Source organism: Phytobacter sp. (assembly GCF_059074235.1).
Window position 1 is genome coordinate 881093 of record NZ_JCACPZ010000004.1, and the last position, 21360, is coordinate 902452.

The window sequence follows — 21360 nt, forward strand, 5'->3', positions numbered from 1 at the left end:
AAAGCGAAGTGAAGAAAATTTAGAAGTCGTAGCTCATAGAGACTTTCAGCGTGCGCGGTTCGCCCTGGAAGATATAGGATCCGTTGTCTTCGACGCTGGCCCAGTATTTCTCGTTGGTGACGTTGTCCACGCCCACACGCCAGGTCATTTCGTTCAGATTCTGGTTCAGACGCATACGGTAGCGCATGCCCAGATCCAGCGTGGTATAGCTGTCCAGTTTTTTGGTGTTGGCGTTGTTGGCATACTGCGAACCGGTGTGGTTTACACGCGCCGTCGCGGTGAGCCCTTCAACCGGTTTGATGTCGTATTCAGCCCCCATCACCGCGTAGAAGTTTGCCACGCCAATCGGTTTATTACCTTTATTCAAACCGTTCTGGGTTTTGGTCAGTTCCGCATCGATCCAGGTGGCGCTGCCGTTCAGACGCAGGCCGAGCATCGGCTCTCCGAACACGTTCAGCTCAATGCCACGGTTACGCTGTTCGCCGTCCAGTGCATAGATGTTGGTGTCACTGTTCTGAATGGCGGTCGGTTTTGTGATCTCAAACAGCGCCAGCGTACCGCCGAGGCGTCCGAAGTCAGTCTTCACGCCCACTTCATTCTGTTTGGAGTGCGCAATCCCGGTGGCCTCGAACTGGTTAGCCGCCCCTCTCGGTGCCACGCTGCCCGGCTGCAGCGCTTCCGTGTGGTTTGCATAGAGCGAGAGCGTGTCCAGCGGTTTGTAAACCACGCCGAAGGTCGGCATCCAGCGATCTTCGGTATAGCGGGAAGAGGTGGTTTCTGCACCAGTGGCATTGCTGTAGTTGCGTACCCATACTTTCTGGTAGCGGGCAGCAGCAGTAAACAGCAGGCTGTCGTCCAGAACGCCCAGAGTATCGCTGAAAAGCCAGCCCTGAGTACGGGTGCGGCTGGTGGTGAGCGGATCGTGATAGTTGCCACCGAAAATCGTATTCGTTGGAATCGCCACATCCTGATTGTCGTAGATATTAACTGCCGCGCCCTTTCCTGCCATCCGCCACGCGGTTTTATCGCGCTTGATATTCGCAGAATAACCGACGTTAACATTATGAGAGACAAAGCCGGTATCGAAACGACCGCGCACACCGGCCATTCCACTTGATGCGTCAATGATACGGTTGGTATCGAGGCGTCCGGCAGTGGCGTCGCCGTCTTTATTAAGCAGTTTCGGCGTGCTGTAAACGCCCTCTTCGTGAGCGTGCTGGGCGCCATATGCCGTGTACGCCGTCCAGCTATCTGTCAGATCGTATTCCGCACGCGCCATCCCGAATTCGTTTTCAATATTGCTGTAACCCCATTTCTGGGCGAAGTTTTTGCTCGGATCGGGAACATCAGGAATAAAATCGACGCCGCTAATGTTCAGCCCGGTCGTGCCGCCATGGAACGTTTTTTTCTGATAACCGACATCTAATGACGTGCGCAGACGATCGCCGCGGTAATCGAGACCTAACGAGGCCAGCGTGGTGCGACGTTTGTCGTCCTCTGCGGCGGCCTCGCCTTCGCGATGCACGAGGTTAACGCGCGCACCAAACTGGTTGTTATCGCCAAAGCGGCGACCCACATCCAGCGAACCACCAACCTGAGAACGCGTACCGTAATCCACACCCACGCGGGTCACGGGGGTGTCTTCAGCGTGTTTTGGCTCAAGGTTGATCATCCCGCCGACGCCGCTGGAGGAAGCACCGTTAAGCAGCGCATTCGCGCCCTTAAAGACTTCGACACGCTCAATCATTTGGGTATCCACCACCTGACGCGGCAGCACACCCGCCAGACCGCCAAACAGCATGTCATCGCCATCAAGTTTAAAACCACGGATGCGGTAGGTCTCGGCAAAGTTGCCGTAACCCTGTACGGCCTGCACACCCGCATCGTTGTTGATCACATCTGCAACGGTTTTTGCCTGCTGATCCTGAATCAGTTTGGAGGTGTAACCGATAACGTTAAACGGCACATCCATCGCGTTTTGTTCGCCCATCATGCCCAGACGACCACCGTGTGCCACCTGACCATCAAGATAAGCGGGCACCAGCTTATCGCCACCGGCTTTGAAATCGTTAGCAGGGGTCGCCTGCACAACAATGGTGTCGTCCTGTGATGTTTTGCTGTTGGCGTCCGTGGTGGCGGCCGTTGCGGAATGCGCGGCTGCACCTATGGCCAGCGCAAGCAAAGTCTTGCGCAAAGGTGTGTGTGTATAAACGTTCATCGTTAACTCGTGGTTAAAAAAAAGAATGGCCCGTTTCCGGGCCGGAATACTTATTGATTCAGCGGGATACGCACCAGGCTGTCAGGGCCATTGGTGGAGTGGTCTTTATTGAAGGCTTGCTTCACGGTGACGTACAGCGTCTGACCATCCGCGGAGAGCAGCAGGCTGTTCGGGTTCGGCTTCAGATCCCAGCTTTTCTTCACGGCATAAGAGATCGCGTCCAGGCTCAGCAGTTTGCCGGACTCACGCTGAGTGATGTAAATCTCGTGGCGAGTCGGGTTGAATTTCACCGCCAGCGCATCACCCGGCAGCGCTTTGATGATTTTGCCCGTGTGGATATCCAGCACCAGCGTGGTTTTGGCTTTGGAGTTATCCGTCACAAACAGACGGCCCGTCTCTTTGTCTTCAGCAATGTTCAACAGCAGAGCGGGTTTGTCGCCCAGCGGCTGCCAGCGCTGCTCAATACGGTTGTTACGCGGGTTGACGACCAGGATTTCACCGCCGCCGTTGGCAACATAAATGCGCTGGGTGAGTTCAGACCAGTGCAGACCGGTCACCCACTTACCTGCATTTTTGATGCGCGTTTTCAGCTTCATGGTTTTGGCATCAACGACCCATACCAGCGCCGGATCGCCGACCGCGCCAATGTAGAGCAGATCGTTGTGCAGCAGAATTTCACGCGCACCGAACGGGAAACCTTCTTTATTACGTTCCGGGAACAGCACACGGTTCAGGACTTTACCGGTAGAGGTATCAACGGCGCTCACGCCGCCGTCCAGGGAGTTAGTCACATAGACGGTTTTGCCATCTTCTGACATCGCCATGCCGAAGTTTTTCAGGTCAGTGTGCGTTGAACCGATGGTTTTCAGGCTGGTCGGGTCGAGTTTGTAGATCATCCCGCCCTGCACATCTTTGAAACCTTCCGCGCTCGCCACATAGAGCGCATCCCCTTTCGGGCTCAGCGCCATTTCATACAGGCCGCTTGCCAGGTCACGTTTTTGCACGTTCACAGTGGTCTCTTCTGCGGCAGGTTTCTGGGCGGTCGCGTCGTTTTTGGTTTGATGGGCAGACTGAGCAGTACAGCCCGCCAGCATCATGGCGGCCATCAGCGCCAGTGCGGATGTCTTCATTTTCATCGGGAGGATCCTTTACCGTTAAAGTCAAAAAAGCAGGCGAAAAAGCGCATCACGCAGGTGACGTTATGATTGTTCCAGGCAGGCATAGGGCCCGGTGCGCTCGCCACGGCTTTTTAGTGTTCCCTGTAAGCGTTTATGCCTACTTTTATCCGGGAAAATCCGTCCTTCCATGCCCGATAACACTAAAGAGAATGAGAACTATACGCATTCTTTTTGTTCATTCAAGTGTTATTGCGCCGGGGGAATTAAGAAAAGTGAAATGGAGGACCGAAAATAAAAAATGCCGGACATCTGCACACATCAGGGGCAGAAAATCCGGCATTTTTAACAAAAATAATCAGAAATTACAGGCCAATAGCTTTAACCACCGCCGCTTTTGCCGGTTCGCCCGTGCGGGTCGTAACGCCGTCTAACCAACCATCCAGCAGTTCAGGGCGTTTTGCCAGTTCCGCACGTGCAGCATCGTTAACGTTTTCCTGGTTTTCCAGCACGCGGGTGATCACCGCATTTTCCAGGGCAACATCAAACTTCAACTGGCTGTAAAAACGGTTCAGGTTCGGGCACTGGGTGGCGAAGTCTTTGCGCGTCACAGTGTTGACCGTCGCACTGCCGTAATTGGCCCCAAAGTAAGCATCTCCCCCGCTGAGGTAGCTAATTTTAAAGCGGGTGTTCATTGCGTGGGGTTCCCATCCGAGGAAGACAATCCACTCTTTGCGCTCCACCGCACGAGTGACCTGGGCTAACATGCCGCTCTCACTCGACTCCACCAGGTTCCAGTTCTGCAAACCAAAGTCATGCTTATCGAGGATTTTTTTCAGGTTCTGGTTAGCGGGGGCGCCCGGCGCGATGCCGTAAATTTTGTGGTGAAACTTGTCGGCATACTTCTGCAAATCAGCGAAATCTTTCACGCCCGCCGCGGCGACATAATCCGGCACGGCCAGGGTAAAGCGCGCCGCTGGCAAATTTGCACCCAGCACTTTAATGGAATCATCGGCGGTGAATTTACTGATGACCGGCTCCTGCGCAGGCATCCAGTTACCGAGGAACACATCCACCTGCCCTGTTTTCAGCCCCTGGAACGCCAGCGCCACCGACAAGTTTTGCACTTTTTGCTGGTAGCCCAGCGCATTCAACACGACACCCGACAGGGCATTGGTGGCCGCGATGTCCGTCCAGCCCGGATCGGACTGGGTTACCGTTGCACAACGCGCATCGTCTGCGGCGAAGCTTTGCAGAGGGAGCAAGCCAGCCGCAGCCAGCAGTACAAGTTGAGATAATTGCTTCAATTTCATTGTTATTTTCCTGCTGGTTATTTTAAAGGACGCGGATAGCGGGCAAAGGCCTCTTGTTCATCCAGCGTTTGGTGATTACGGATGTAGCGTTGTGAGGCTTCCTGATGCGGCTGGAAATCCCATTTCGGGATGGCGTCATGCCCGGCAATGCGCGTCAGGAAAAGGCGTTTTTGTTGACTGGCCACCACGCGAGCACGCAGCGCGTCGAGATCCCAGTGGCTGCTCACCTCAAGGGCAAACGCCGCCACCTGCTGCTGCCACTCCGGCAACGGCGCGAGATTAATTCGCTCATGGGGATCGTCATGCAAATTGAATAACTGCGGGGCTTCACTGAAGGAGTGAATGAATTTCCACGGCCCCCGGCGGATCATCAGCATTGGCCCCAGCGCCCCTTCGGCGAGGTATTCGCTGTACGCGCCATCCGGCCCTTTCTCGCCGCGCAGATGCGGCACCAGGCTGTTGCCATCCAGCGGGGCAATCGCCTGCGCTTTGCGATCTTCGCCGCTTGCCAGTTCCGTAAGCGTAGGGAGCACATCCACCAGCGAGACGCTTTCGGCCACACGTCTGGCATCAAACCGTTTCGGGTTATGGACAATCAGTGGAATGCGCACCGCATTTTCGAAGAAGGTCATTTTGTACCAGAGGTCACGCTCACCGAGCATCTCGCCGTGGTCGGCTATTACCATGACGATGGTGTCATCGCTAAGCCCCGTCTCTTCCAGCGTACGTACCACTTCACCGAAGCAGTCGTCCACATAGGCCAGCGCACCATAATAAGCATGGCGGGCACGGCGAACGTGTTCGTCGTTCAGCAACCCCTCTTCCAGTTGGTACATTGCGCGCAGTCGTGCGGAGTGCGGGTCGTCTTCCACATCAGCGCCACGGGTGTGCGGCATGTCGATCTCATCTTCACTAAATCGGTCCAGATAACGACGTGGAATGGCAAAAGGATCGTGAGGATGCGTCAGGGAGAGCAGCAGCATAAAAGGCTGTTCAGCCGGACGACGCGCCGCGTCATATAACCGCTGGCGAGCAAGGAATAGCGCTTCGTCGTCAAAATCGAGCTGGTTGGTGCGCACACACTCCCCGGCCTCCAGCACCGAACTCATGTTGTGATACCAGTCGAGGCGACGCTCCGGGCGTGCCCAGTCTGGCGTCCAGCCAAAATCAGCCGGGTAAATATCGGTGGTCAGGCGCTCATCAAAGCCGTGCAACTGATCCGGGCCACAGAAATGCATCTTGCCGGAGAGCCAGGTTTTGTAGCCCTGTTCGCGCAGGTAGTGACAAAAGGTGGGCGAGTCGGCATGAAATTCTGCAGCATTATCAAAGACGGCATTTTGCGAAATAAACTGCCCGGTCATTAATGACGCGCGCGACGGCGCGCACAATGGACTGTTGCAATACGCGGATTCAAACACCACGCCTTCGCGGGCGAGCTTATCGATATTCGGTGTCAGACTAACGTTATTCCCGTAAGTTCTTAATGCACTGGCCGTTAATTGATCAGCCATAAGAATAACGATATTCGGTTTATTTATAAGCATGAACCGTCCAAATAATAAAATAGACAAAAAAAACGTGTTAATTTTATCTCACGCTAATTTCCCCGTGTGAAGGGGTTATTTATTTATCATGAAATAAGGTGGGTTTATGGCAGGAAAATTACAACTGCCGCCGTTACAGGCACTGGTCGTATTTGAAGCGGCAGCACGGCTGGGTAATTTTACCGCCGCAGGCAATGAATTAGGGCTGTCGCAACCGGCGGTAAGTCAACGCATTCAGTCGCTGGAAAACCGGGTTAATGCGCCGCTCTTTGAACGCCGTCATCGGGGGGTAAAACTGACCGAGTCGGGAAGCAGCCTGTATCTGATTGTGCGTAACAGCCTGAACGATATCAGCGAACAGCTGGAGCGTACTCGCCATCAGCGCAGCGTACTGCGAATCGACACTGACATGGGCTTTGCCAGTTACTGGTTACTGCCACGGCTGGAGCGGCTTCAGGCGCTGATTCCAGGGGTCGAAGTGCAGGTCACCACCTCGCCTAATGACTATAATTTTCGTGACAGCAATGCCGATTTAGCCATCTATTTCGGCCAGGGAACCTGGCCCGGCGCACAAACCCAACGCCTGTTCCCGGAGAGCGTTTTTCCCGTGTGTAATCAGCACATCAGAAATTCCCTCCCCCGTGACGTGACGCCTGAGGATCTGGTCAATTACCCGCTTTTAAAACTACCGGAAACCCGCCCGCAGCGCTGGTTAACGTGGGAGGACTGGTTTCGCCAGCATCAGGTGTTTGCCCAGAGCCATAGCGCCTCGCGTACCTTTAATGCCTACTCGCTGGTGATTCAGGCGGCCCTTGATGGGCAGGGTGTGGCACTGGGCTGGCTGCCGCTCATAGCCCCGTTTATTGCCAGTCAACAACTGGTGCAATGCGGGCCACAGATACGGACCGAACGCGGCTATTATTTGATTTCTGCCAGCAATAAGCCAGGCACTGCACAGCAGGAAAAAGTAAAAGCCTGGTTATTAGATGAAGCCTGGGGATTTCACGAAAACAGCGTCGCTTTGCCAGAATACAAATAAGCTAATGCGCAAAAAGCATATTCATAAACTAAAAATGAATTTCGTCGCCCATTGTTTTTAAGCTAGTGTGTAACGGTTCTCATAAAATAAAGATCACACCATGTCACAACCTCTATTTGAATTACATTCGGTGAATAAAAATTATTATCCCGGTGGCAAGAAAAGCATTTTCTCTGGTCAGCAAAGCAGCAATAGCGTTAATGCCCTGACGAATATTGATTTACAGATATTCCCCGGTGAAATTTTTGTCATTGTGGGCTTATCCGGCTCCGGTAAATCCACTTTATTGCGCACCCTCAACCATTTGATCCCGGCGACATCCGGGACGGTTGCTTTTCAGGGACGTGCGCTGGCAGAACTTAAAGAAGCGGAGTTGATCACCTTGCGCCGGGAACATATCGGCATGGTCTTTCAGTCTTTCGCCCTGTTTGACGAGCGCAGCGTGCTCGACAATGTGGCTTTCGGGCTGGAAGTGGCCGGGGTTCCCCGTGAAGCCCGCCACTCGCGGGCACAACTGATGCTGGAAAAAGTAGGCCTTGCTCACGTGGCAGAGCAATACCCGCATCAGCTTTCCGGTGGCATGCAGCAGCGCGTGGGACTTGCCCGGGCGCTGGTCGTCAACCCTTCCGTGCTGCTGATGGATGAAGCCTTCTCCGCCCTCGACCCAATTATTCGCCGCGAGATGCAAACATTGCTGCTGACATTACAGGCTGAGCAGCAACGCACCATTGTGTTTGTCACTCATGATATGGAAGAAGCACTGCGTCTGGGTACGCGCATCGCCATCATGGAAAAAGGAGAACTGGTGCAGGTCGGTAAGCCGGAAGCGCTGATTAACGCCCCGGCGACCCCTTATGTACGCCACTTCTTCTCCGGTGTGGACGTTTCCCGCTGGCAAATGGCGGAAGATTACGCCGATATCTGGACCACTCGCTGAGGACACTATGGCCTACCCTTTAGATTTTAGTCGTCAGATTGACGAGGCCGTGCATGCACTCCTGGCCAATGCGGGCGGATTTTTTGACGGCTTTGCGCTGGTTATCGACAGCATTGCCGGTGGACTGGAACAACTCATCACCTGGCTCTCCCCCTGGGGGCTGGTGGTGCTGGCAGTGGTGATTGGTGGCTGGCGCATCGGCAAAGGCTTTGCGCTGTTTGCCCTGCTGGCGACGCTGTACATCATTTACAGCGGCTACAGCGAGCATGCGGCTATTACTCTTGCCCTGACGCTCTCGTCGACCTTTTTCAGCCTGCTGCTGGGGATTCCTCTGGGGATCTGGAGTGCGCGGCGGGCGACTGTTGGCAGCGTGGTTCGCACCCTGCTTGATTTCATGCAGACCATGCCTGCCTTTGTCTATTTGATTCCGGCCACCATTCTGTTTGGCCTGGGAAGACCGCCGGGCATTTTTGCCACCATTCTGTTTTCGATGCCACCCGTGGTGCGTCTGACCGATTTAGGGATTCGTCAGGTCAATACTGCGCGTCTTGAAGCCGGGATAGCCTTTGGTTGTACGCCGTGGCAACTGCTGTGGAAGGTGCAATTACCAGCAGCACAACCGTCGATCATGGCGGGAATCAATCAGACCATCATGATGGCCATGTCGATGGTGATTATCGCCTCAATGGTGGGTGCAGGTGGCTTGGGGAACGATATTCTGAGCAGTATCCAGCAACTGGAAATCGGCCTTGGGCTGCAAAGCGGTTTAGTGGTGGTGCTGATGGCGATTCTGCTGGACAGGATTTCCGCCAGCTTTGCCCGTCGCCCACATACAGCCCGCTAGGTCAGTAGCCTCTGGATTGTGCACGTTGCCAGGCGCCGTCGACAAGTTCGGCGGCCGCCATGGTCTGCTCCCGAAAAGACGCACCGTAGCTTTCCATTAGCGCGGCGTGGCAGGTCAGGTAGCGCATCCCGTCTTCATCTTCCGCAATGCTTTCCAGAAACCAGTCCGGTACTCCCCGTTTAAGGGTGCTTTCACTCAGTGACGTGGTGAACAGTGTTCGCATACTCACATCCGAAAGCCAGGTGGGTTGCATCTGCCCGGAGGTGGCATTAAGTACCCGCAGGGCGCGGTTTGAACGGGACCAGAAGGTGCGTTCTTTTGCCGAACGCCACGCTTTATGGAAGAACAGCCCCATCACGATCGCCACGCCAAACATAATTTCCATTGCTTTCCCAATGTAACGCAAAAAATGCCCGTACGGATACTACTGACAAATACCGTCAAAAGCACCAGGGGTATTGCAGGAAAAGCGATAAAAACGGCGGGAGAGCAAAACGCCTGCCCGGCAAGCAAAACGTTGCCGGGCAGGCGTTGAAGAGGTCAGAACTAGCGCTGCATTCCCCAGCGGCGAATGGTGATTCTTTCCAGCGTGGCAAACACCACGCCTTCCACCAACAGGCCAATGGCGATGACGGTCACCAGACCGGCAAACACGCGGTCGGTAAAGAGCTCATTGCGATTCTGGAAAATGTACCACCCCAGTCCGCCCTCGCCACTGGAGGCGCCAAACACCAGTTCAGCGGCGATCAATGTACGCCAGGCGAAGGCCCAGCCGATCTTTAAGCCAGAGAGGATCGAGGGCAACGAGGCCGGGATCAAAATGGTGAGAACATAACGTGGACCACTCAGTCCATAATTGCGCCCCGCCATGCGCAGGGTTTCCGGCACGCTGCTAAAGCCGGACCAGGTGTTGAGCGCTATCGGCCACATCACCGAATGCACCAGCACAAATACCAGACTGACGTTGCCCAGGCCAAACCATAGAAGTGCCAGCGGCAGAAGTGCGATGGCAGGAAGCGGGTTAAACATCGCCGTTAACGTGCTGAGTAAATCGCGGCCAAACTGGGTGGTGACCGCCAGCGCACTTGCCCCCAGCGCCAGGATACTGCCAATCACGTAGCCTTTGATCAGTGTGCTAAAGGAGTTCACGATTTTCGCCGGAAGCTCGCCGTTGCGCATATCTTCGACCAGGGCATGTAGCGTCTGCACAACCCCTGGCAGCATCAAATCATTTTGTGCAATGCGCGCCCCCAGCTCCCATAACGCCAGAACCAACAACAGGATCAGCGATTTACGCAGCCAGGTCTGGTTCCAGATCCGCTGACCGAGGGGTAGCGGTGTCTCGACGGAGAGGTCGCGTAATGGGGGAAGTTCGCGCTCGAATTCAGGACGAATGTAAGGTGGCTGCGACATAGGCCCGCTCCTTTTTCTGCTCCGGGCGCGGTTCGGTCGCCGTCGTCGGGAATAATAAATCATGAATATGGAGGGCAGCGTGCTGGAAGTCCTCACCACCGTAATCATCAAGAGAGTACTGATGGCAGTTCAGTTCGGCACGAACACGGCCCGGATGCGGCGAGAGCACCAGGATGCGGCTTCCAACCACCAGCGCCTCTTCGATAGAGTGGGTCACAAACAACAGCGTAAAGCGTTCTTCTTCCCACAGCGCCAGCAGCTCTTCCTGCATAGTGCGGCGGGTGAGTGCGTCGAGTGCCGCAAAGGGTTCATCCATCAGCAGGATGCGCGGTTTCATCGCCAGCGCACGGGCAATAGCCACGCGCTGCTTCATACCGCCGGAAAGCATATGCGGCATCACGTTGGCAAAATCCGCCAGCCCCACTTTATTGAGAAAGTGCAGCGCCGTGTCACGCGCTTCTGATTTGCTCGCCTTGCGACTCGCCAGCAGCGGGAACATCACGTTCTCCAGCACCGTCTTCCAGGGAGGAAGCTGGTCAAACTCCTGAAACACCATCATCCGTTCCGGACCGGGTGCGCGAATCGCCTGCCCTTCCAGCAGCATTTCGCCACTGCGTGGCGCAAGAAATCCCCCGGCCGCTTTCAGCAAGCTGGACTTTCCGCACCCCGACGGCCCCAGCAGAATAAAACGATCGCCAGGCCAGACGTCAAAACTGACATCGTGCGTGGCGCGCACCTGGCGCTCGCGGGTCCGGTATTCGATATCCACGTTCCTGACCTGCAGCAACGGGCCGTCGTTGGTCGTTTGTACCATCAGAATCTCCCCTGTCAGGGCTTAACTGCCTGGGTTTTCCCACGCTTCGTTAAAGAAATAGTCTTTCCAGGAGGCGGCTTTGTTTTTCAACACGCCGAGTTCATGGAGTTTTTCGGCATACACGCCGGTCAGTTCCGGGGAAATGGTGAAGCTGATTTCCGGATCATTAACGATTTTTTGTACCAGCGGTAACGGCAGGCGGGATTTCTCTACCCGAATATAGGTTTCAGCCGCCGCATTTTTATCAGCATTGATAATTTTTGCAGCTTCTCCCAACGCGCGATAAAACGCTTTATAGGTCTTAGGATTTTCATCGTGGAATTTTTGCGTGGTATAGAGCACGTTAAATGTCGCCTGGCCGCCTAAGACGTCATACGAACTCAATATTTTATGAACGTTGCTGTGTTCCAGCGCCTGGTACTGGAAGGGCGGGCTGGAAAAATGGGTACTGATTTCTGAACCACCCGCAATTAACGCCGCACTGGCATCGGGATGAGGCAGGCTGACGCTTATTTTATCAAAACGCTTAAAGTCGTCGTCGCCATATAATTTCGCGGTTTCAATTTGTAATGTACGAGACTGGAAACCGACGCCTGCGGCAGGCACCGCAATTCTGTCTTTATCGGTCAGATCTTTGATGGTTTTTACGTTGGGATTATTGCTTAACAGATAATTCGGCATGGAACCCAGTGAGGCAATGGCCTTTACGTTCTGCTTATCTTTGGTGCGGTCCCACAAGGTCAAAAGCGGCGGTACGCCTGCGGAGGCCACGTCCAGTGCACCAGACAGCAGGGCTTCATTCATGCCGGTCGCCCCGGAGATGGTGCGCCAGTCGACGTCAATATCCAGCCCCTCTTTTTTACCTTCTTTCTCGATAAGTTGCTGGTCACGTACAACATCAAGAATTAAATAACCAATACCAAACTGCTGCGCAATGCTGATTTTCCCTTCTGCCAGGGCAGACGCGCTCAGGCCACTTAGCGCGACGGCAAGCATGGCGCTGGCGACCGTTTTCATTTTATTCATCTCATTATCCCAAAGGTGTGTAATCAATATGGGCAAAATGATTGGCCGCGAGGCGCTTAAAAAGGAAATGATTTTATTCGCAATGCTTTTCTGAAAATTAAATATGATTTTTTATTCTGTTTATTTGCTCATGTAAGTTAAAAATCGGCAAAGCTAAGTCAATTTTGATGGTTATGTAAAAAAAACATCCTCGTTATAGTCCGCTGTATAACCCCTGGTTTCAGTGAGATTAATTATGCCTGTATTATCCCACCAGCAATTACGCACACTGCTGGAGCATCATCTTGTGCGTGTGAATACGCCAGCGGAAAGTGCCCGCCTGGTGGCCAATAACCTGGTCGATGCCTCCCTTAAAGGTCATGACTCGCACGGTGTCACCCTGCTGCCGCGCTATATTAGCGCCATTCTGGCAGGCGATTTGAATCCGACTGCACAACTGCGCGTGGTACGTGATGCAGGCCCCCTGCTCTCTTTTAATGGCGAACACGGATTCGGCCAGGTGCTGGGGCAAAAGGCGATGGAAGCGGGTATAGAACGTGCACAGCAGTTTGGCGTGGCGGTGATTAGCCTTGCGGATTCGCATCATCTTGGGCGCATTGGTGCCTGGGCAGAACAGGTTGCCGATGCGGGGCTGGTCTCCATCCATTTTGCCAATGTAGCGGCTCCGTCTGCGGTTCTGCCTTTTGACGGTCGTCATCCACGTCTGGGGACAAATCCGTTTTGCGTGGGCGTACCGGTTGAAGGGCGCAGACCCGTGATCCTCGATTTCGCGACCAGCGCTATTGCCGGAAATAAAGCGCGTATCGCCTGGAATGAAGGTCGGGCGATACCGGAAGGTTGCGCGGTGGATGCCGACGGCCAGCCGACAACAGACCCACGTTGGTTGATGGAAGATCCCCGCGGCGCACTATTGGCCTTCGGCGGCCATAAAGGCGCTGGGCTATCGCTGATTTGTAGCCTGCTGGGGGCAGCACTGAGCGGTGGCGAGACCGAGAGTCATCAGATCCCGCCGCGTCAGGGGATTATTAATAATATGTTGTCGATAATTATCGACCCGGCCCGTCTGGGTGCAGGTGAAGAGTATGCCAACGAGGTTTTCGCGCAACTCGACTGGATGCACCAGGGGCAGGAAGGGCGCGATGTGATGCTTCCGGGTGAACCGGAAGCGCGCGCCTGGGAGCAACGTGTGGTAAATGGGATTCATATTGATGAGGTGAGCTGGCAGCAGTTTGAAGCGCTGGCGCAGTAGGTCCATTTACTCATCAAGCAGCACCTTCTGCGCGGGCGTTTCTTTGTTTTGGGGGATGCCAAAATCACGGCGAATATCATTTACGCACTCCCCCTCCCGGCTTTTACTGGTTGACTGCGTGCAGTCGCGTATCGACGACCAGCGCCCGGACTGGCAGCGGTAAGCCCTTTTGCCATAAGAGACTGACTGCCCTTCAGAATAAAAGCAGACGCGCGACTGGCAACTCTGGGCATCCTTGACAACGAACCAGGCGCAGGATTTGCCGGTGTAATCAAGGTTTTCATCACTCGGTTGGCTCGCCTGAACACTTTTTTTCTGCTTTCCACTCTTATTGCTCGCCAGTTGTTTCATGATGTCAGGCGAGCATTCTGCTGGCATTGCGTTGGCCGGGTCCGGCGTCTCCACCCCCGCCCGGCACATCAGCGCTGGCATAATTTTTTCACGAAATTCATCCGCACCGTGCCGGGCTAACTCTCTGGCCCATGCGGGTACCTGTTCTTCAGGCAACGCGGCGTAGCGGTCATACTCGGCGATTTGTGCTTTTGAAAATTCTATGGCCGCAGCAAGAGAGCCATGGTACTGAATGAGAAATTCTGGCGACGTTTCCAGCCCCTGGCGCTCATCCCCCACCCCGGTGGCGATTTCGTACGCGACCGTCGGATTGGGGCAGTTTTTTTTGCTTTTAACTGGCGACACTTTTGCAGGCGCTTTCGTCGCCCAGGCTGAACATTTATCCAGAATCCGTTTTTCAATATTATTTTTTTCTTGTTGGGTTTGATATTTTTTCCCCGTACTTAAGAGATCATCATAGGTTGAGGCTGCACATAAACATGTCAGGCTAAGCACTATCAATATTATTTTCATTTTGTTTTATTCCATTCAACGTCATGAACTTCGTTATCAATGACGACATGGAAAAACAGTGGCGAATCAAAATTGATATTTTGGGCAATAATGACCCCGCCATACCCTTCACCCGGAGCGAGACGCTTTTCATTTAATGATTCATTCGAGAATTTGGTGTTGATAAAGTCAGATTCGTTTTGAATCTGCTGAGATGTTTGTTCAAGCGAGTTGGTATAGTCAGTGGCCACTGAGGGTTGATTTGTCAGGCCTGCCGCAACGCCCATCAAAATCCCCGAAATCATCGAGAAGGTGTTGTGGGAACTCAGTTTATCACTCTGAACTTTGCTCACATCCGCAGAACTCATCAGCATGACGGGCGAGCTACCATTTTTCACATCAAAATTACGCACACCAAAATCGATGTCATGTTCTGATTTATTCATCGCAGCAACTTTATAGACAGCGCATTTACTGCAGTAGCCTTTTTCATTGTGCAAGTAAGTAATAATAAACCTGGAGTTATTACGTTCCGAGACAATAACCTTTTGCCCCGTATCCGTCACATCCAGCTTTTGATAACTCGTATGATACACCCTGCTATTATACTCATCAGATGAACAAGCACTTAAAAAAAAGGTAGCGACGATGACAGGTAATATTGAAAATCTTAACATGACAGAACCTCGCCAATAGACAACCGACAGATGTTTTAAATCACATCCATTTTGCAATAGCTTTCCTTAGAAGATGGCAGCAGGAAACAGCCATGGTTGCCGACATTAATGTTCAGCGATGGTAGATAGCCGTTTACCCTGTTAAATCCGAGTATAATTTCGACGGGGAAATATCATCTCATTCATTTAGATGAGAGGCGAAAAAATTAACCGTAGACGGCTCTGGCAATCAGCAGCAACTCAGATTGATTGCGAGTATTGGTTTTTCTGAACAGCGCACTCAGATGGGTTCGCACGGTCGCAATGGAGACACGTAAATGGAGTGCACACTCTTCTGCGGTCATCCCATGGATCAGTAATCCAACAAGGGCATTTTCGCTGGGAGTGAGTCCAAAGATATCGATAAGCGGCGTACCGCTCAGCATGGGTACGGGGATGATAATGCTGGCCACCCCGACCAATTGCGCTGAAGGGAGCACCAGCACCGGTATCATCTTGCTATCTGTCGTGTAACACAGACCGGCTTTTGGCTGTGAGTCGGTTACCGTGGCACGCCGAATCGCCTGCTTTAGCTTTTTACTGTCGGTGTTGATATGCAGCGCATCGTGTCGGGTTGCCCAACTGTCCCGGTAACGGTCCTGATAATGTTCTGCATGACGGTTAGCATAGAGCACCCTGCCTGCGTCGTTCACTAACCATACTGGGTAAATATGGTTATCAAGCAACGCATTCTGATATTTTAAATTTTCCCGCAATGACTCAAACCGTGCGTGAAGATGGCTGGCGGCGATCAGTGCGGGTATAAGGCGTTTAAACAGATCAAAATGCGATTGTTGCGGGTAAAGTACTCCGTTGGCGGTCATCAGTGACAGAAAACAGGCATAGCCATTGACTGCACTCAATTTCACGCTGGTCAGGTAATTCATATCATTAGGGCGATGAAATTCATTGTAATAAACGCTTGAGGCAATAAATTTATCGCCCAGGACCTCGCGGTCCTGATAGAGCTGCCCAACCGGGGCCTGGGTTAATATCTTCTCGGCAGGATCCAGCGCCAGAAACACATCCCGATAGGCCGTAAAGACTTTTTCTTCGCACAACAATGCATCCGTCAGCAGTTGTGCATTCCCCTTGTCGTAAAAAAGTAATGCAGCATATTGATGCCCGGCCAGAAAGGCAATTTTTTCAAGCACCCCGGACCACATCTGAGATTCGAGCGTTGCGGCAAGGAGAAGCTCTAGAATTTCTGAGTACAGTTTCTCTTCTTTAAGGGCCATATCTGTACCTGAAGGTGCAATGTTATTTTTGTTTGCGTGCCCACGGAAACCTGCACCATGATTGAAACTAAGAATAGTCCTGGAAATCAGGTTTCGCTTTTAAGAAGAAAAAACCTCAACGCGAAGAGACACTTTCATCCATAACCTTCATTGCCGTATGTACATCGTTGTGACCAGGCACCATCCTGAGCAAGAAAATGTCCACTTCAAGACCTGATCTCACTTTGGAGTCACCACGCCACGTTGTTCCCCCAAAACTTTTTCAAATGTTGCACTAAATTTGGGGTTGATAGATCAGATGATAAAGATTATCTTTCTCATTACCGAATAGTTGAGTGAATCACTCGGGTATTCGGTACGACATTGCTCACATTGCTTCCAGTATTATTTGCCCGCCACTTAGTGCGGGCTTTTTTTTGGCATACGAAAAGCGGCCACGGTTTCGCTTTAGGAACAATAATCTCCCGTTGTTCTCATCTGTAACCTGTTGAAATAAAACCGCAACAAACAGCCTTTATCCTAAGATTATTCTTATTACGGAGCGGCATCAGGATCATGGACTTACCTCTCTCATCGCGACAACTCAATGCGGGCGTCTTGCGCATTGCCGTTCCCCACGTTACTGCGGATGCCAATAACATCCAGGTAATGGCGCTGTTCAATGAACATAAATCATTGATTGGTTTGCCAGTTCTTGAGCAAAACCGCCCGATCGGCATGATCAACCGTCATATTTTTCTTTCGCAGATGAGCCGTCCGTTTTTCCATGAGCTGTACGATCTGAAAAGCTGCATTGCGTTTATGGATAAAACGCCGCTGATCGTTGATGCCACCGCCGGGCTGGATTTCCTCGCCGAGCGTGTGATTGAGACCGGCGATAAAGCCATTACGGAAGGCTTTATCCTGACGGAAAACGATCAGTACATGGGCATTGGTTTAGGTCTTGATTTGATCCGCACCGTTTCTGATTTGCAGGCCAAACAGCATCTGCAAATTATGCAAAGTATTGAATATGCGCGCGTGATTCAGGAATCCATGCTGAGCCGCTCGCGTCAGAGCATCGAAAAAACGCTCACCGACTGGTGCCTTTACTGGCACCCACGCGACTGCGTTGGTGGTGACATTTACGCCTTCCAGCGCTGTGAAAACGGCTGGTTGCTGGTGCTGGCTGACTGCACGGGCCACGGTGTCCCCGGCGCCTTTATGACCTTTATTTTCTCTTCTGCACTGGAAAAAGCGCTCAGCGTGGCGTCAGCCAATGAGCCAGAACGCCTGCTCGCTGTCATCAATGACTACATTAAACAGACATTGAGTCAGGTACATCCGACCGACGATTCCAGCCAGTCTAACGACGGATGCGACGCTATCGCGATGTTTGTGGACACGAAGAATGAGCAACTCATCTGGTCGAGCGCCCGCATGCACGCCTTTATGCTCGGGGTGGATGACGAAGAGGTCTATAACCTGGATAGCGACCGCAAGGGTATTGGTTACACCGATACTCCTGCTGATTATCAGTGGAGCCGCCACCAGCGCCCACTCCGGCCCGGCGATCAGCTTCTGCTGGTCACCGACGGTGTGACGGATCAAATTGGCGGCGCACGCGACATTATGTTTGGTAAGAAACGTATTCAGTCATTGTTGACCGATCAACGTGGGCAGCCAATGTCTGCGGTCTCCGGGGCGCTTCAGGCCGCGTTGACCGAATGGCAGGGCAAGCAACCGTCGCGTGACGACATGACATGGTTTGGTTTTAGCTGGCGATGAACACAATGAAAATTAACGACCTACAGGTCAAAGAGGCCGTACTGTTGCCCCTTTTTACTCTTCAGCGCCAGAGCGCCGTTGAGCTTTTTTATACCGGATATTTTTCACAGCAGAACATCATGTCGATGGGCGGCGTTATTCGCGCCTGGCTGGATAAAAACGAATCCTCATCGGTGACTCGTCGCAAATTATTCTCCGTCTTTATTGAGATGGGACAGAATATTGTGCGTTACTCCTCCGATGAGCGTTTCATGTGTACCGGTCAGGAGGAGCTACGATTTGGTTCACTGTGCTTCCATACCGATAACGGAAATTACTATCTCGAAACTGCCAATCTGGTGGGCCCGGAAGAATCCTCACTGCTAAAGACAAACCTCGAAGTACTGCGCACCATGACCCAGGCAGAAATTCGTGACGCCTGGAAGCAAGGGTTGCGCAGCGAAGCGCCTGCCACCAGCAAAGGGGCGAATATCGGTTTGTTAACTATGGCGCGGGATACCAGTGTACCGCTGGAGTATCGCATTCATCCTCTGGCGGCCAGTTCGCTGTCCGCCTTTCATTTAAAGGCGACTTTTTGCCATGACTGAAGTGACACTGACCCCGTCCATTGAGCAGGCTGCGACGCAGGCCACACCGGAAGTGAATTTCGATTTTTCAGCGCAGCGTCTGGTCCTTAAAGGTGAAGCCTGGCCTGAAAATGCGGCGGCATTTTTTCGCCCACTGTTGCAGGCTATTGAGAGCTGGTTACAGGAAAAACCGGCTAGCAGCGAGCCTGTTCGCTTGCATGTAGCCCTGAGCTATTTTAATAGCTCCAGCACCAAGATGTTGTTTGAGCTTTTCGAATGCATGAACGGGTTTGCCAAAAACGGCACCCCGTGTGAACTCTACTGGTACTACGACGCAGAAGACGATATTTCCGAGGAATTTGGTGAGGAATTGCGTATCGACTTCACTTCTCTGGCGGTTGTTCTCATCCCGGATCTCAACGAATGCTAGATATTAACGAGCTTTTCAAGGATGAATATTCCGTACTCGAAGATGCTCGACTGGCGGCGGCGGACGCCCAACTTCCCGCAGATGACTGTCGCGAAAAATTGTGGACGGTAGCGAAGCACTATCAGCGCCTGATCCGCGAATCCTATCGCTTAATCACCCGCAGCGATCGCGCTGAACGTGAACTCAACCGGATGAATGAGCAGTTACAACAACTGGCCGCTCAGCTCGAGTATGAGGCGACTCACGATCCCCTGACAGCCGTGTTTAACCGCAGCGCCATCATTAACCAGATCAATAAATCACTGACTCAGGCTAACGTTGCGCTGATCCTGCTGGACATCGACCATTTCAAACGCATCAATGACGAATACGGCCACCCGACAGGAGACCGTGTAATTTGTGCTTTGGTGTCACGCATTCGCCGGGCGCTACCTGAGAGCGCATCCATTGGTCGGGTAGGTGGTGAAGAATTTACTATTCTGCTGCCAGAAGCGCGTATCGAAGAGGCGATGATTATCGCCAGCTACATTCACTCGTCACTGAATGCCTCACCGTTGGATGTGCTGCCACAACAACTGGTGACCGCCAGTTTTGGCGTCAGTCTCGGCGCGAAAGACAGTGATTTTGAGACGCTCTACAGTGCCTCGGACGCTGCGCTCTACATGGCAAAAAAACGTGGGCGAAATCAGGTCGTGCTGCATGAAGACTTCTTCCGCCCACCAGTACAACTGCACACCGGAACAGTATTTGCCCGATAGTCTTATCGACTGGCGGGCTGTCCGTCAGTTCAGTAAGTCGCTTAAGAATCGCTGGGCACGAGGATGCTTCGGTGCACGGAAAAACTGCTCCGGCTCCGCTTTTTCCAGAATTTGCCCCTGATCCATAAACCAGATGGTATCCGCTACGTCGCGGGCAAAATGCATTTCATGGGTGACACACATCATCGTCATCCCCTCCTGCGCCAGCGAGCGCATCACACTCAGCACCTCCCCCACCATTTCCGGATCCAGTGCCGACGTTGGTTCATCAAACAACATTACCGGCGGCTTCATGGCCAAGGCACGAGCAATGGCGACACGCTGCTGCTGCCCGCCGGACAACTGCGCCGGATAGGCATGGGCCTTGTGCGACAGTCCGACTCGCTCCAGCAGCTCCCCGGCATGCTTTCGTGCTTCAGAACGCTTAATGCCCAATACTTTAACCGGCGACATCATGATGTTTTCCAGTACCGAGACATGGGGAAACAAATTAAAGTTCTGGAACACAAAGCCAATACGGGTGCGCAATTGATTAAGCCGTGTGCTGCTCCCGTGGATATCCATTCCATCAAACAGGATCTGTCCTTGTTCGATAGGCTCCAGACGATTCACGGTGCGGATCAATGTCGATTTTCCGGATCCGGAAGGACCGCACACCACCACCACCTCGCCCGCTTTCACTTCCGCACTGAGATCGGTCAACGCTTGATACTCGCCGTACCACTTATTGACCTGGTTAAACAAAATCATCGGGATCATGATGTTTCCTTATTGAGGTTGCGGGGAGCAAAAAATGCCGTGTCTTCCGGGGCGTCTATCTGCCGCGCAGGCGTTTGCATGCGCTTATTGACGATCCCCCGTTCCAGCCGGTTGGCCAACCAGGTCAGGCTGTAACAGATGATGTAATAACTCAGAGCGACAATTGCAAAGACCTGGAAAGGTTTGGTCAGTAGCTGATTGCTGACCTGATTTGCCGCATAGGTCAGTTCAGGAACGTTAATCACGTAACCCAGCGTACTGTCTTTAATGATCGACACTAATTGACTTACCAGGCTTGGTAGTGCGTTGAACAGCGCCTGAGGCAATATAACCAGTCTCAATGTTTTCAGATGGCTCATGCCTAGCGCACGGGAAGCTTCATACTGGCCGGAAGGCAGGGCCTGAATACTGCCGCGCACAATCTCCGCAATGTAGGCACTTTCATAAATCACCAGCGTACAGAGCATGGTGGAGAAGCCGCTGATATTTTGTCCAATCAATAACGGCACGCAAAAGTAAGTCCAGAACACCACCATCATTAATGGGATGCCACGTAAGGTGTAGACCCAACAGGCGGCGGGCCAGCTCAGCCATCTCCAGGGGGAGAGCCGCGCCAACCCAACCAACACGCCCAGCGGAAATGAGAGCACCACAGCGAGCAGAGAGATAACCAGCGTGCACAGTACGCCGCCCAATGGGCCATTTGGATACTGCCCCATCAGAAATAGCATGCCGTGATCGTGCAATATGGTGAAAACGTCAAACATGGTC

Annotated in this window: 21 protein-coding genes; 8 read left to right on the plus strand and 13 right to left on the minus strand. The window is 52.9% G+C overall.

Annotated features, from left to right (window positions below):
• Positions 1 to 19 precede the first annotated feature (19 nt).
• The 4 genes from AC5JPW_RS08225 to betC all read right to left on the minus strand — a co-directional run bounded on the left by AC5JPW_RS08225 (position 20) and on the right by betC (position 6190).
• Positions 20 to 2218, minus strand: coding sequence for a TonB-dependent receptor (locus tag AC5JPW_RS08225; protein WP_494239466.1), 2199 nt, complete (start codon positions 2216 to 2218; stop codon positions 20 to 22).
• Between the two features lie 50 nt (positions 2219 to 2268).
• Entirely contained in the window at positions 2269 to 3354 is a 1086-nt protein-coding gene (locus AC5JPW_RS08230) for a YncE family protein (RefSeq protein ID WP_494239468.1), read from the minus strand.
• 344 nt (positions 3355 to 3698) lie between these two features.
• A complete protein-coding gene (gene choX / locus AC5JPW_RS08235) occupies positions 3699 to 4646 on the minus strand; it encodes a choline ABC transporter substrate-binding protein (RefSeq protein WP_494239469.1) in 948 nt (315 codons plus the stop codon).
• A gap of 17 nt (positions 4647 to 4663) precedes the next feature.
• Complete coding sequence (betC, locus tag AC5JPW_RS08240) at positions 4664 to 6190, minus strand: choline-sulfatase (RefSeq protein ID WP_494239471.1); 1527 nt, start codon at positions 6188 to 6190, stop codon at positions 4664 to 4666.
• Positions 6191 to 6296: 106 nt separating this feature from the next.
• On the opposite strand from betC, the gene AC5JPW_RS08245 reads away from it, so the two are divergent.
• From AC5JPW_RS08245 to AC5JPW_RS08255, 3 genes are all read left to right on the plus strand, one after another.
• Positions 6297 to 7229, plus strand: a complete 933-nt coding sequence (locus AC5JPW_RS08245) for a LysR substrate-binding domain-containing protein (RefSeq protein ID WP_494239472.1) — start codon at positions 6297 to 6299, stop codon at positions 7227 to 7229.
• Positions 7230 to 7329: 100 nt separating this feature from the next.
• The gene (locus tag AC5JPW_RS08250) at positions 7330 to 8166 is read left to right on the plus strand and encodes an ATP-binding cassette domain-containing protein (protein WP_494239474.1); all 837 of its coding nucleotides are present in this window, start codon (positions 7330 to 7332) and stop codon (positions 8164 to 8166) included.
• Positions 8167 to 8173: 7 nt separating this feature from the next.
• Positions 8174 to 9010, plus strand: a complete 837-nt coding sequence (locus AC5JPW_RS08255) for an ABC transporter permease (RefSeq protein WP_494239476.1) — start codon at positions 8174 to 8176, stop codon at positions 9008 to 9010.
• A 1-nt stretch (position 9011) separates the two neighbouring features.
• Here AC5JPW_RS08255 and AC5JPW_RS08260 read toward each other — a convergent pair whose 3' ends face one another.
• The 4 genes from AC5JPW_RS08260 to AC5JPW_RS08275 all read right to left on the minus strand — a co-directional run bounded on the left by AC5JPW_RS08260 (position 9012) and on the right by AC5JPW_RS08275 (position 12233).
• The gene (locus AC5JPW_RS08260) at positions 9012 to 9395 is read right to left on the minus strand and encodes a hypothetical protein (RefSeq protein ID WP_494239478.1); all 384 of its coding nucleotides are present in this window, start codon (positions 9393 to 9395) and stop codon (positions 9012 to 9014) included.
• A gap of 161 nt (positions 9396 to 9556) precedes the next feature.
• Positions 9557 to 10423 carry an ABC transporter permease gene (locus AC5JPW_RS08265; protein WP_494239479.1) on the minus strand — a complete coding sequence of 289 codons (867 nt, stop codon included), beginning with the start codon at positions 10421 to 10423 and terminating at the stop codon, positions 9557 to 9559.
• The gene (locus tag AC5JPW_RS08270) at positions 10395 to 11237 is read right to left on the minus strand and encodes an ABC transporter ATP-binding protein (RefSeq protein WP_494239481.1); all 843 of its coding nucleotides are present in this window, start codon (positions 11235 to 11237) and stop codon (positions 10395 to 10397) included. The genes AC5JPW_RS08265 and AC5JPW_RS08270 overlap by 29 nt, the downstream gene beginning before the upstream one ends.
• Before the next feature lie 21 nt (positions 11238 to 11258).
• A complete protein-coding gene (locus AC5JPW_RS08275) occupies positions 11259 to 12233 on the minus strand; it encodes an ABC transporter substrate-binding protein (protein ID WP_494241171.1) in 975 nt (324 codons plus the stop codon).
• A gap of 265 nt (positions 12234 to 12498) precedes the next feature.
• On the opposite strand from AC5JPW_RS08275, the gene AC5JPW_RS08280 reads away from it, so the two are divergent.
• Positions 12499 to 13512 (plus strand): malate/lactate/ureidoglycolate dehydrogenase, encoded by a 1014-nt coding sequence (locus AC5JPW_RS08280; protein WP_494239483.1) that lies wholly within the window; start codon positions 12499 to 12501, stop codon positions 13510 to 13512.
• Positions 13513 to 13518: 6 nt separating this feature from the next.
• Here AC5JPW_RS08280 and AC5JPW_RS08285 read toward each other — a convergent pair whose 3' ends face one another.
• The 3 genes from AC5JPW_RS08285 to AC5JPW_RS08295 form a co-directional block, all read right to left on the minus strand.
• Positions 13519 to 14208 carry a hypothetical protein gene (locus AC5JPW_RS08285; RefSeq protein WP_494239484.1) on the minus strand — a complete coding sequence of 230 codons (690 nt, stop codon included), beginning with the start codon at positions 14206 to 14208 and terminating at the stop codon, positions 13519 to 13521.
• Positions 14209 to 14372: 164 nt separating this feature from the next.
• Positions 14373 to 15032, minus strand: coding sequence for a hypothetical protein (locus AC5JPW_RS08290; RefSeq protein ID WP_494239485.1), 660 nt, complete (start codon positions 15030 to 15032; stop codon positions 14373 to 14375).
• A 206-nt stretch (positions 15033 to 15238) separates the two neighbouring features.
• A complete protein-coding gene (locus AC5JPW_RS08295; RefSeq protein WP_494239486.1) occupies positions 15239 to 16309 on the minus strand; it encodes a helix-turn-helix transcriptional regulator in 1071 nt (356 codons plus the stop codon).
• 555 nt (positions 16310 to 16864) lie between these two features.
• Between AC5JPW_RS08295 and AC5JPW_RS08300 the strand changes: the two genes are divergently transcribed.
• Genes AC5JPW_RS08300 through AC5JPW_RS08315 form a run of 4 tightly spaced genes read left to right on the plus strand, consistent with a single transcriptional unit; the run spans position 16865 to position 19830 of the window.
• Positions 16865 to 18076 carry a SpoIIE family protein phosphatase gene (locus tag AC5JPW_RS08300; protein ID WP_494239488.1) on the plus strand — a complete coding sequence of 404 codons (1212 nt, stop codon included), beginning with the start codon at positions 16865 to 16867 and terminating at the stop codon, positions 18074 to 18076.
• A gap of 5 nt (positions 18077 to 18081) precedes the next feature.
• Complete coding sequence (locus AC5JPW_RS08305) at positions 18082 to 18663, plus strand: SiaB family protein kinase (protein ID WP_494239489.1); 582 nt, start codon at positions 18082 to 18084, stop codon at positions 18661 to 18663.
• Complete coding sequence (locus tag AC5JPW_RS08310; protein WP_494239491.1) at positions 18656 to 19072, plus strand: DUF1987 domain-containing protein; 417 nt, start codon at positions 18656 to 18658, stop codon at positions 19070 to 19072. The genes AC5JPW_RS08305 and AC5JPW_RS08310 overlap by 8 nt, the downstream gene beginning before the upstream one ends.
• A complete protein-coding gene (locus AC5JPW_RS08315) occupies positions 19066 to 19830 on the plus strand; it encodes a GGDEF domain-containing protein (protein ID WP_494239492.1) in 765 nt (254 codons plus the stop codon). The genes AC5JPW_RS08310 and AC5JPW_RS08315 overlap by 7 nt, the downstream gene beginning before the upstream one ends.
• 24 nt (positions 19831 to 19854) lie before the next feature.
• Here the strand turns inward: AC5JPW_RS08315 and AC5JPW_RS08320 are convergent, their stop codons facing one another.
• Together AC5JPW_RS08320 and AC5JPW_RS08325 are read right to left on the minus strand one after the other, a co-directional pair.
• Positions 19855 to 20589 carry an amino acid ABC transporter ATP-binding protein gene (locus AC5JPW_RS08320; RefSeq protein ID WP_494239493.1) on the minus strand — a complete coding sequence of 245 codons (735 nt, stop codon included), beginning with the start codon at positions 20587 to 20589 and terminating at the stop codon, positions 19855 to 19857.
• Positions 20586 to 21356, minus strand: coding sequence for an amino acid ABC transporter permease (locus AC5JPW_RS08325; RefSeq protein WP_494239495.1), 771 nt, complete (start codon positions 21354 to 21356; stop codon positions 20586 to 20588). The genes AC5JPW_RS08320 and AC5JPW_RS08325 overlap by 4 nt, the downstream gene beginning before the upstream one ends.
• Between the last annotated feature and the right edge of the window lie 4 nt (positions 21357 to 21360).

Coding starts and splice junctions, on each gene's coding strand:
- AC5JPW_RS08255 (WP_494239476.1), top strand. CDS start 8,174: ATGGCCTACCCTTTAGATTTTAGTCGTCAGATTGACGAGGCCGTGCAT.
- AC5JPW_RS08245 (WP_494239472.1), top strand. CDS start 6,297: ATGGCAGGAAAATTACAACTGCCGCCGTTACAGGCACTGGTCGTATTT.
- AC5JPW_RS08225 (WP_494239466.1), bottom strand. CDS start 2,218: ATGAACGTTTATACACACACACCTTTGCGCAAGACTTTGCTTGCGCTG.
- AC5JPW_RS08270 (WP_494239481.1), bottom strand. CDS start 11,237: ATGGTACAAACGACCAACGACGGCCCGTTGCTGCAGGTCAGGAACGTG.
- choX (WP_494239469.1), bottom strand. CDS start 4,646: ATGAAATTGAAGCAATTATCTCAACTTGTACTGCTGGCTGCGGCTGGC.
- AC5JPW_RS08260 (WP_494239478.1), bottom strand. CDS start 9,395: ATGGAAATTATGTTTGGCGTGGCGATCGTGATGGGGCTGTTCTTCCAT.
- AC5JPW_RS08310 (WP_494239491.1), top strand. CDS start 18,656: ATGACTGAAGTGACACTGACCCCGTCCATTGAGCAGGCTGCGACGCAG.
- AC5JPW_RS08280 (WP_494239483.1), top strand. CDS start 12,499: ATGCCTGTATTATCCCACCAGCAATTACGCACACTGCTGGAGCATCAT.
- AC5JPW_RS08300 (WP_494239488.1), top strand. CDS start 16,865: ATGGACTTACCTCTCTCATCGCGACAACTCAATGCGGGCGTCTTGCGC.
- AC5JPW_RS08230 (WP_494239468.1), bottom strand. CDS start 3,354: ATGAAAATGAAGACATCCGCACTGGCGCTGATGGCCGCCATGATGCTG.
- AC5JPW_RS08250 (WP_494239474.1), top strand. CDS start 7,330: ATGTCACAACCTCTATTTGAATTACATTCGGTGAATAAAAATTATTAT.
- AC5JPW_RS08290 (WP_494239485.1), bottom strand. CDS start 15,032: ATGTTAAGATTTTCAATATTACCTGTCATCGTCGCTACCTTTTTTTTA.
- AC5JPW_RS08265 (WP_494239479.1), bottom strand. CDS start 10,423: ATGTCGCAGCCACCTTACATTCGTCCTGAATTCGAGCGCGAACTTCCC.
- AC5JPW_RS08305 (WP_494239489.1), top strand. CDS start 18,082: ATGAAAATTAACGACCTACAGGTCAAAGAGGCCGTACTGTTGCCCCTT.
- AC5JPW_RS08315 (WP_494239492.1), top strand. CDS start 19,066: ATGCTAGATATTAACGAGCTTTTCAAGGATGAATATTCCGTACTCGAA.
- AC5JPW_RS08295 (WP_494239486.1), bottom strand. CDS start 16,309: ATGGCCCTTAAAGAAGAGAAACTGTACTCAGAAATTCTAGAGCTTCTC.
- AC5JPW_RS08325 (WP_494239495.1), bottom strand. CDS start 21,356: ATGTTTGACGTTTTCACCATATTGCACGATCACGGCATGCTATTTCTG.
- AC5JPW_RS08320 (WP_494239493.1), bottom strand. CDS start 20,589: ATGATCCCGATGATTTTGTTTAACCAGGTCAATAAGTGGTACGGCGAG.
- AC5JPW_RS08275 (WP_494241171.1), bottom strand. CDS start 12,233: ATGCTTGCCGTCGCGCTAAGTGGCCTGAGCGCGTCTGCCCTGGCAGAA.
- betC (WP_494239471.1), bottom strand. CDS start 6,190: ATGCTTATAAATAAACCGAATATCGTTATTCTTATGGCTGATCAATTA.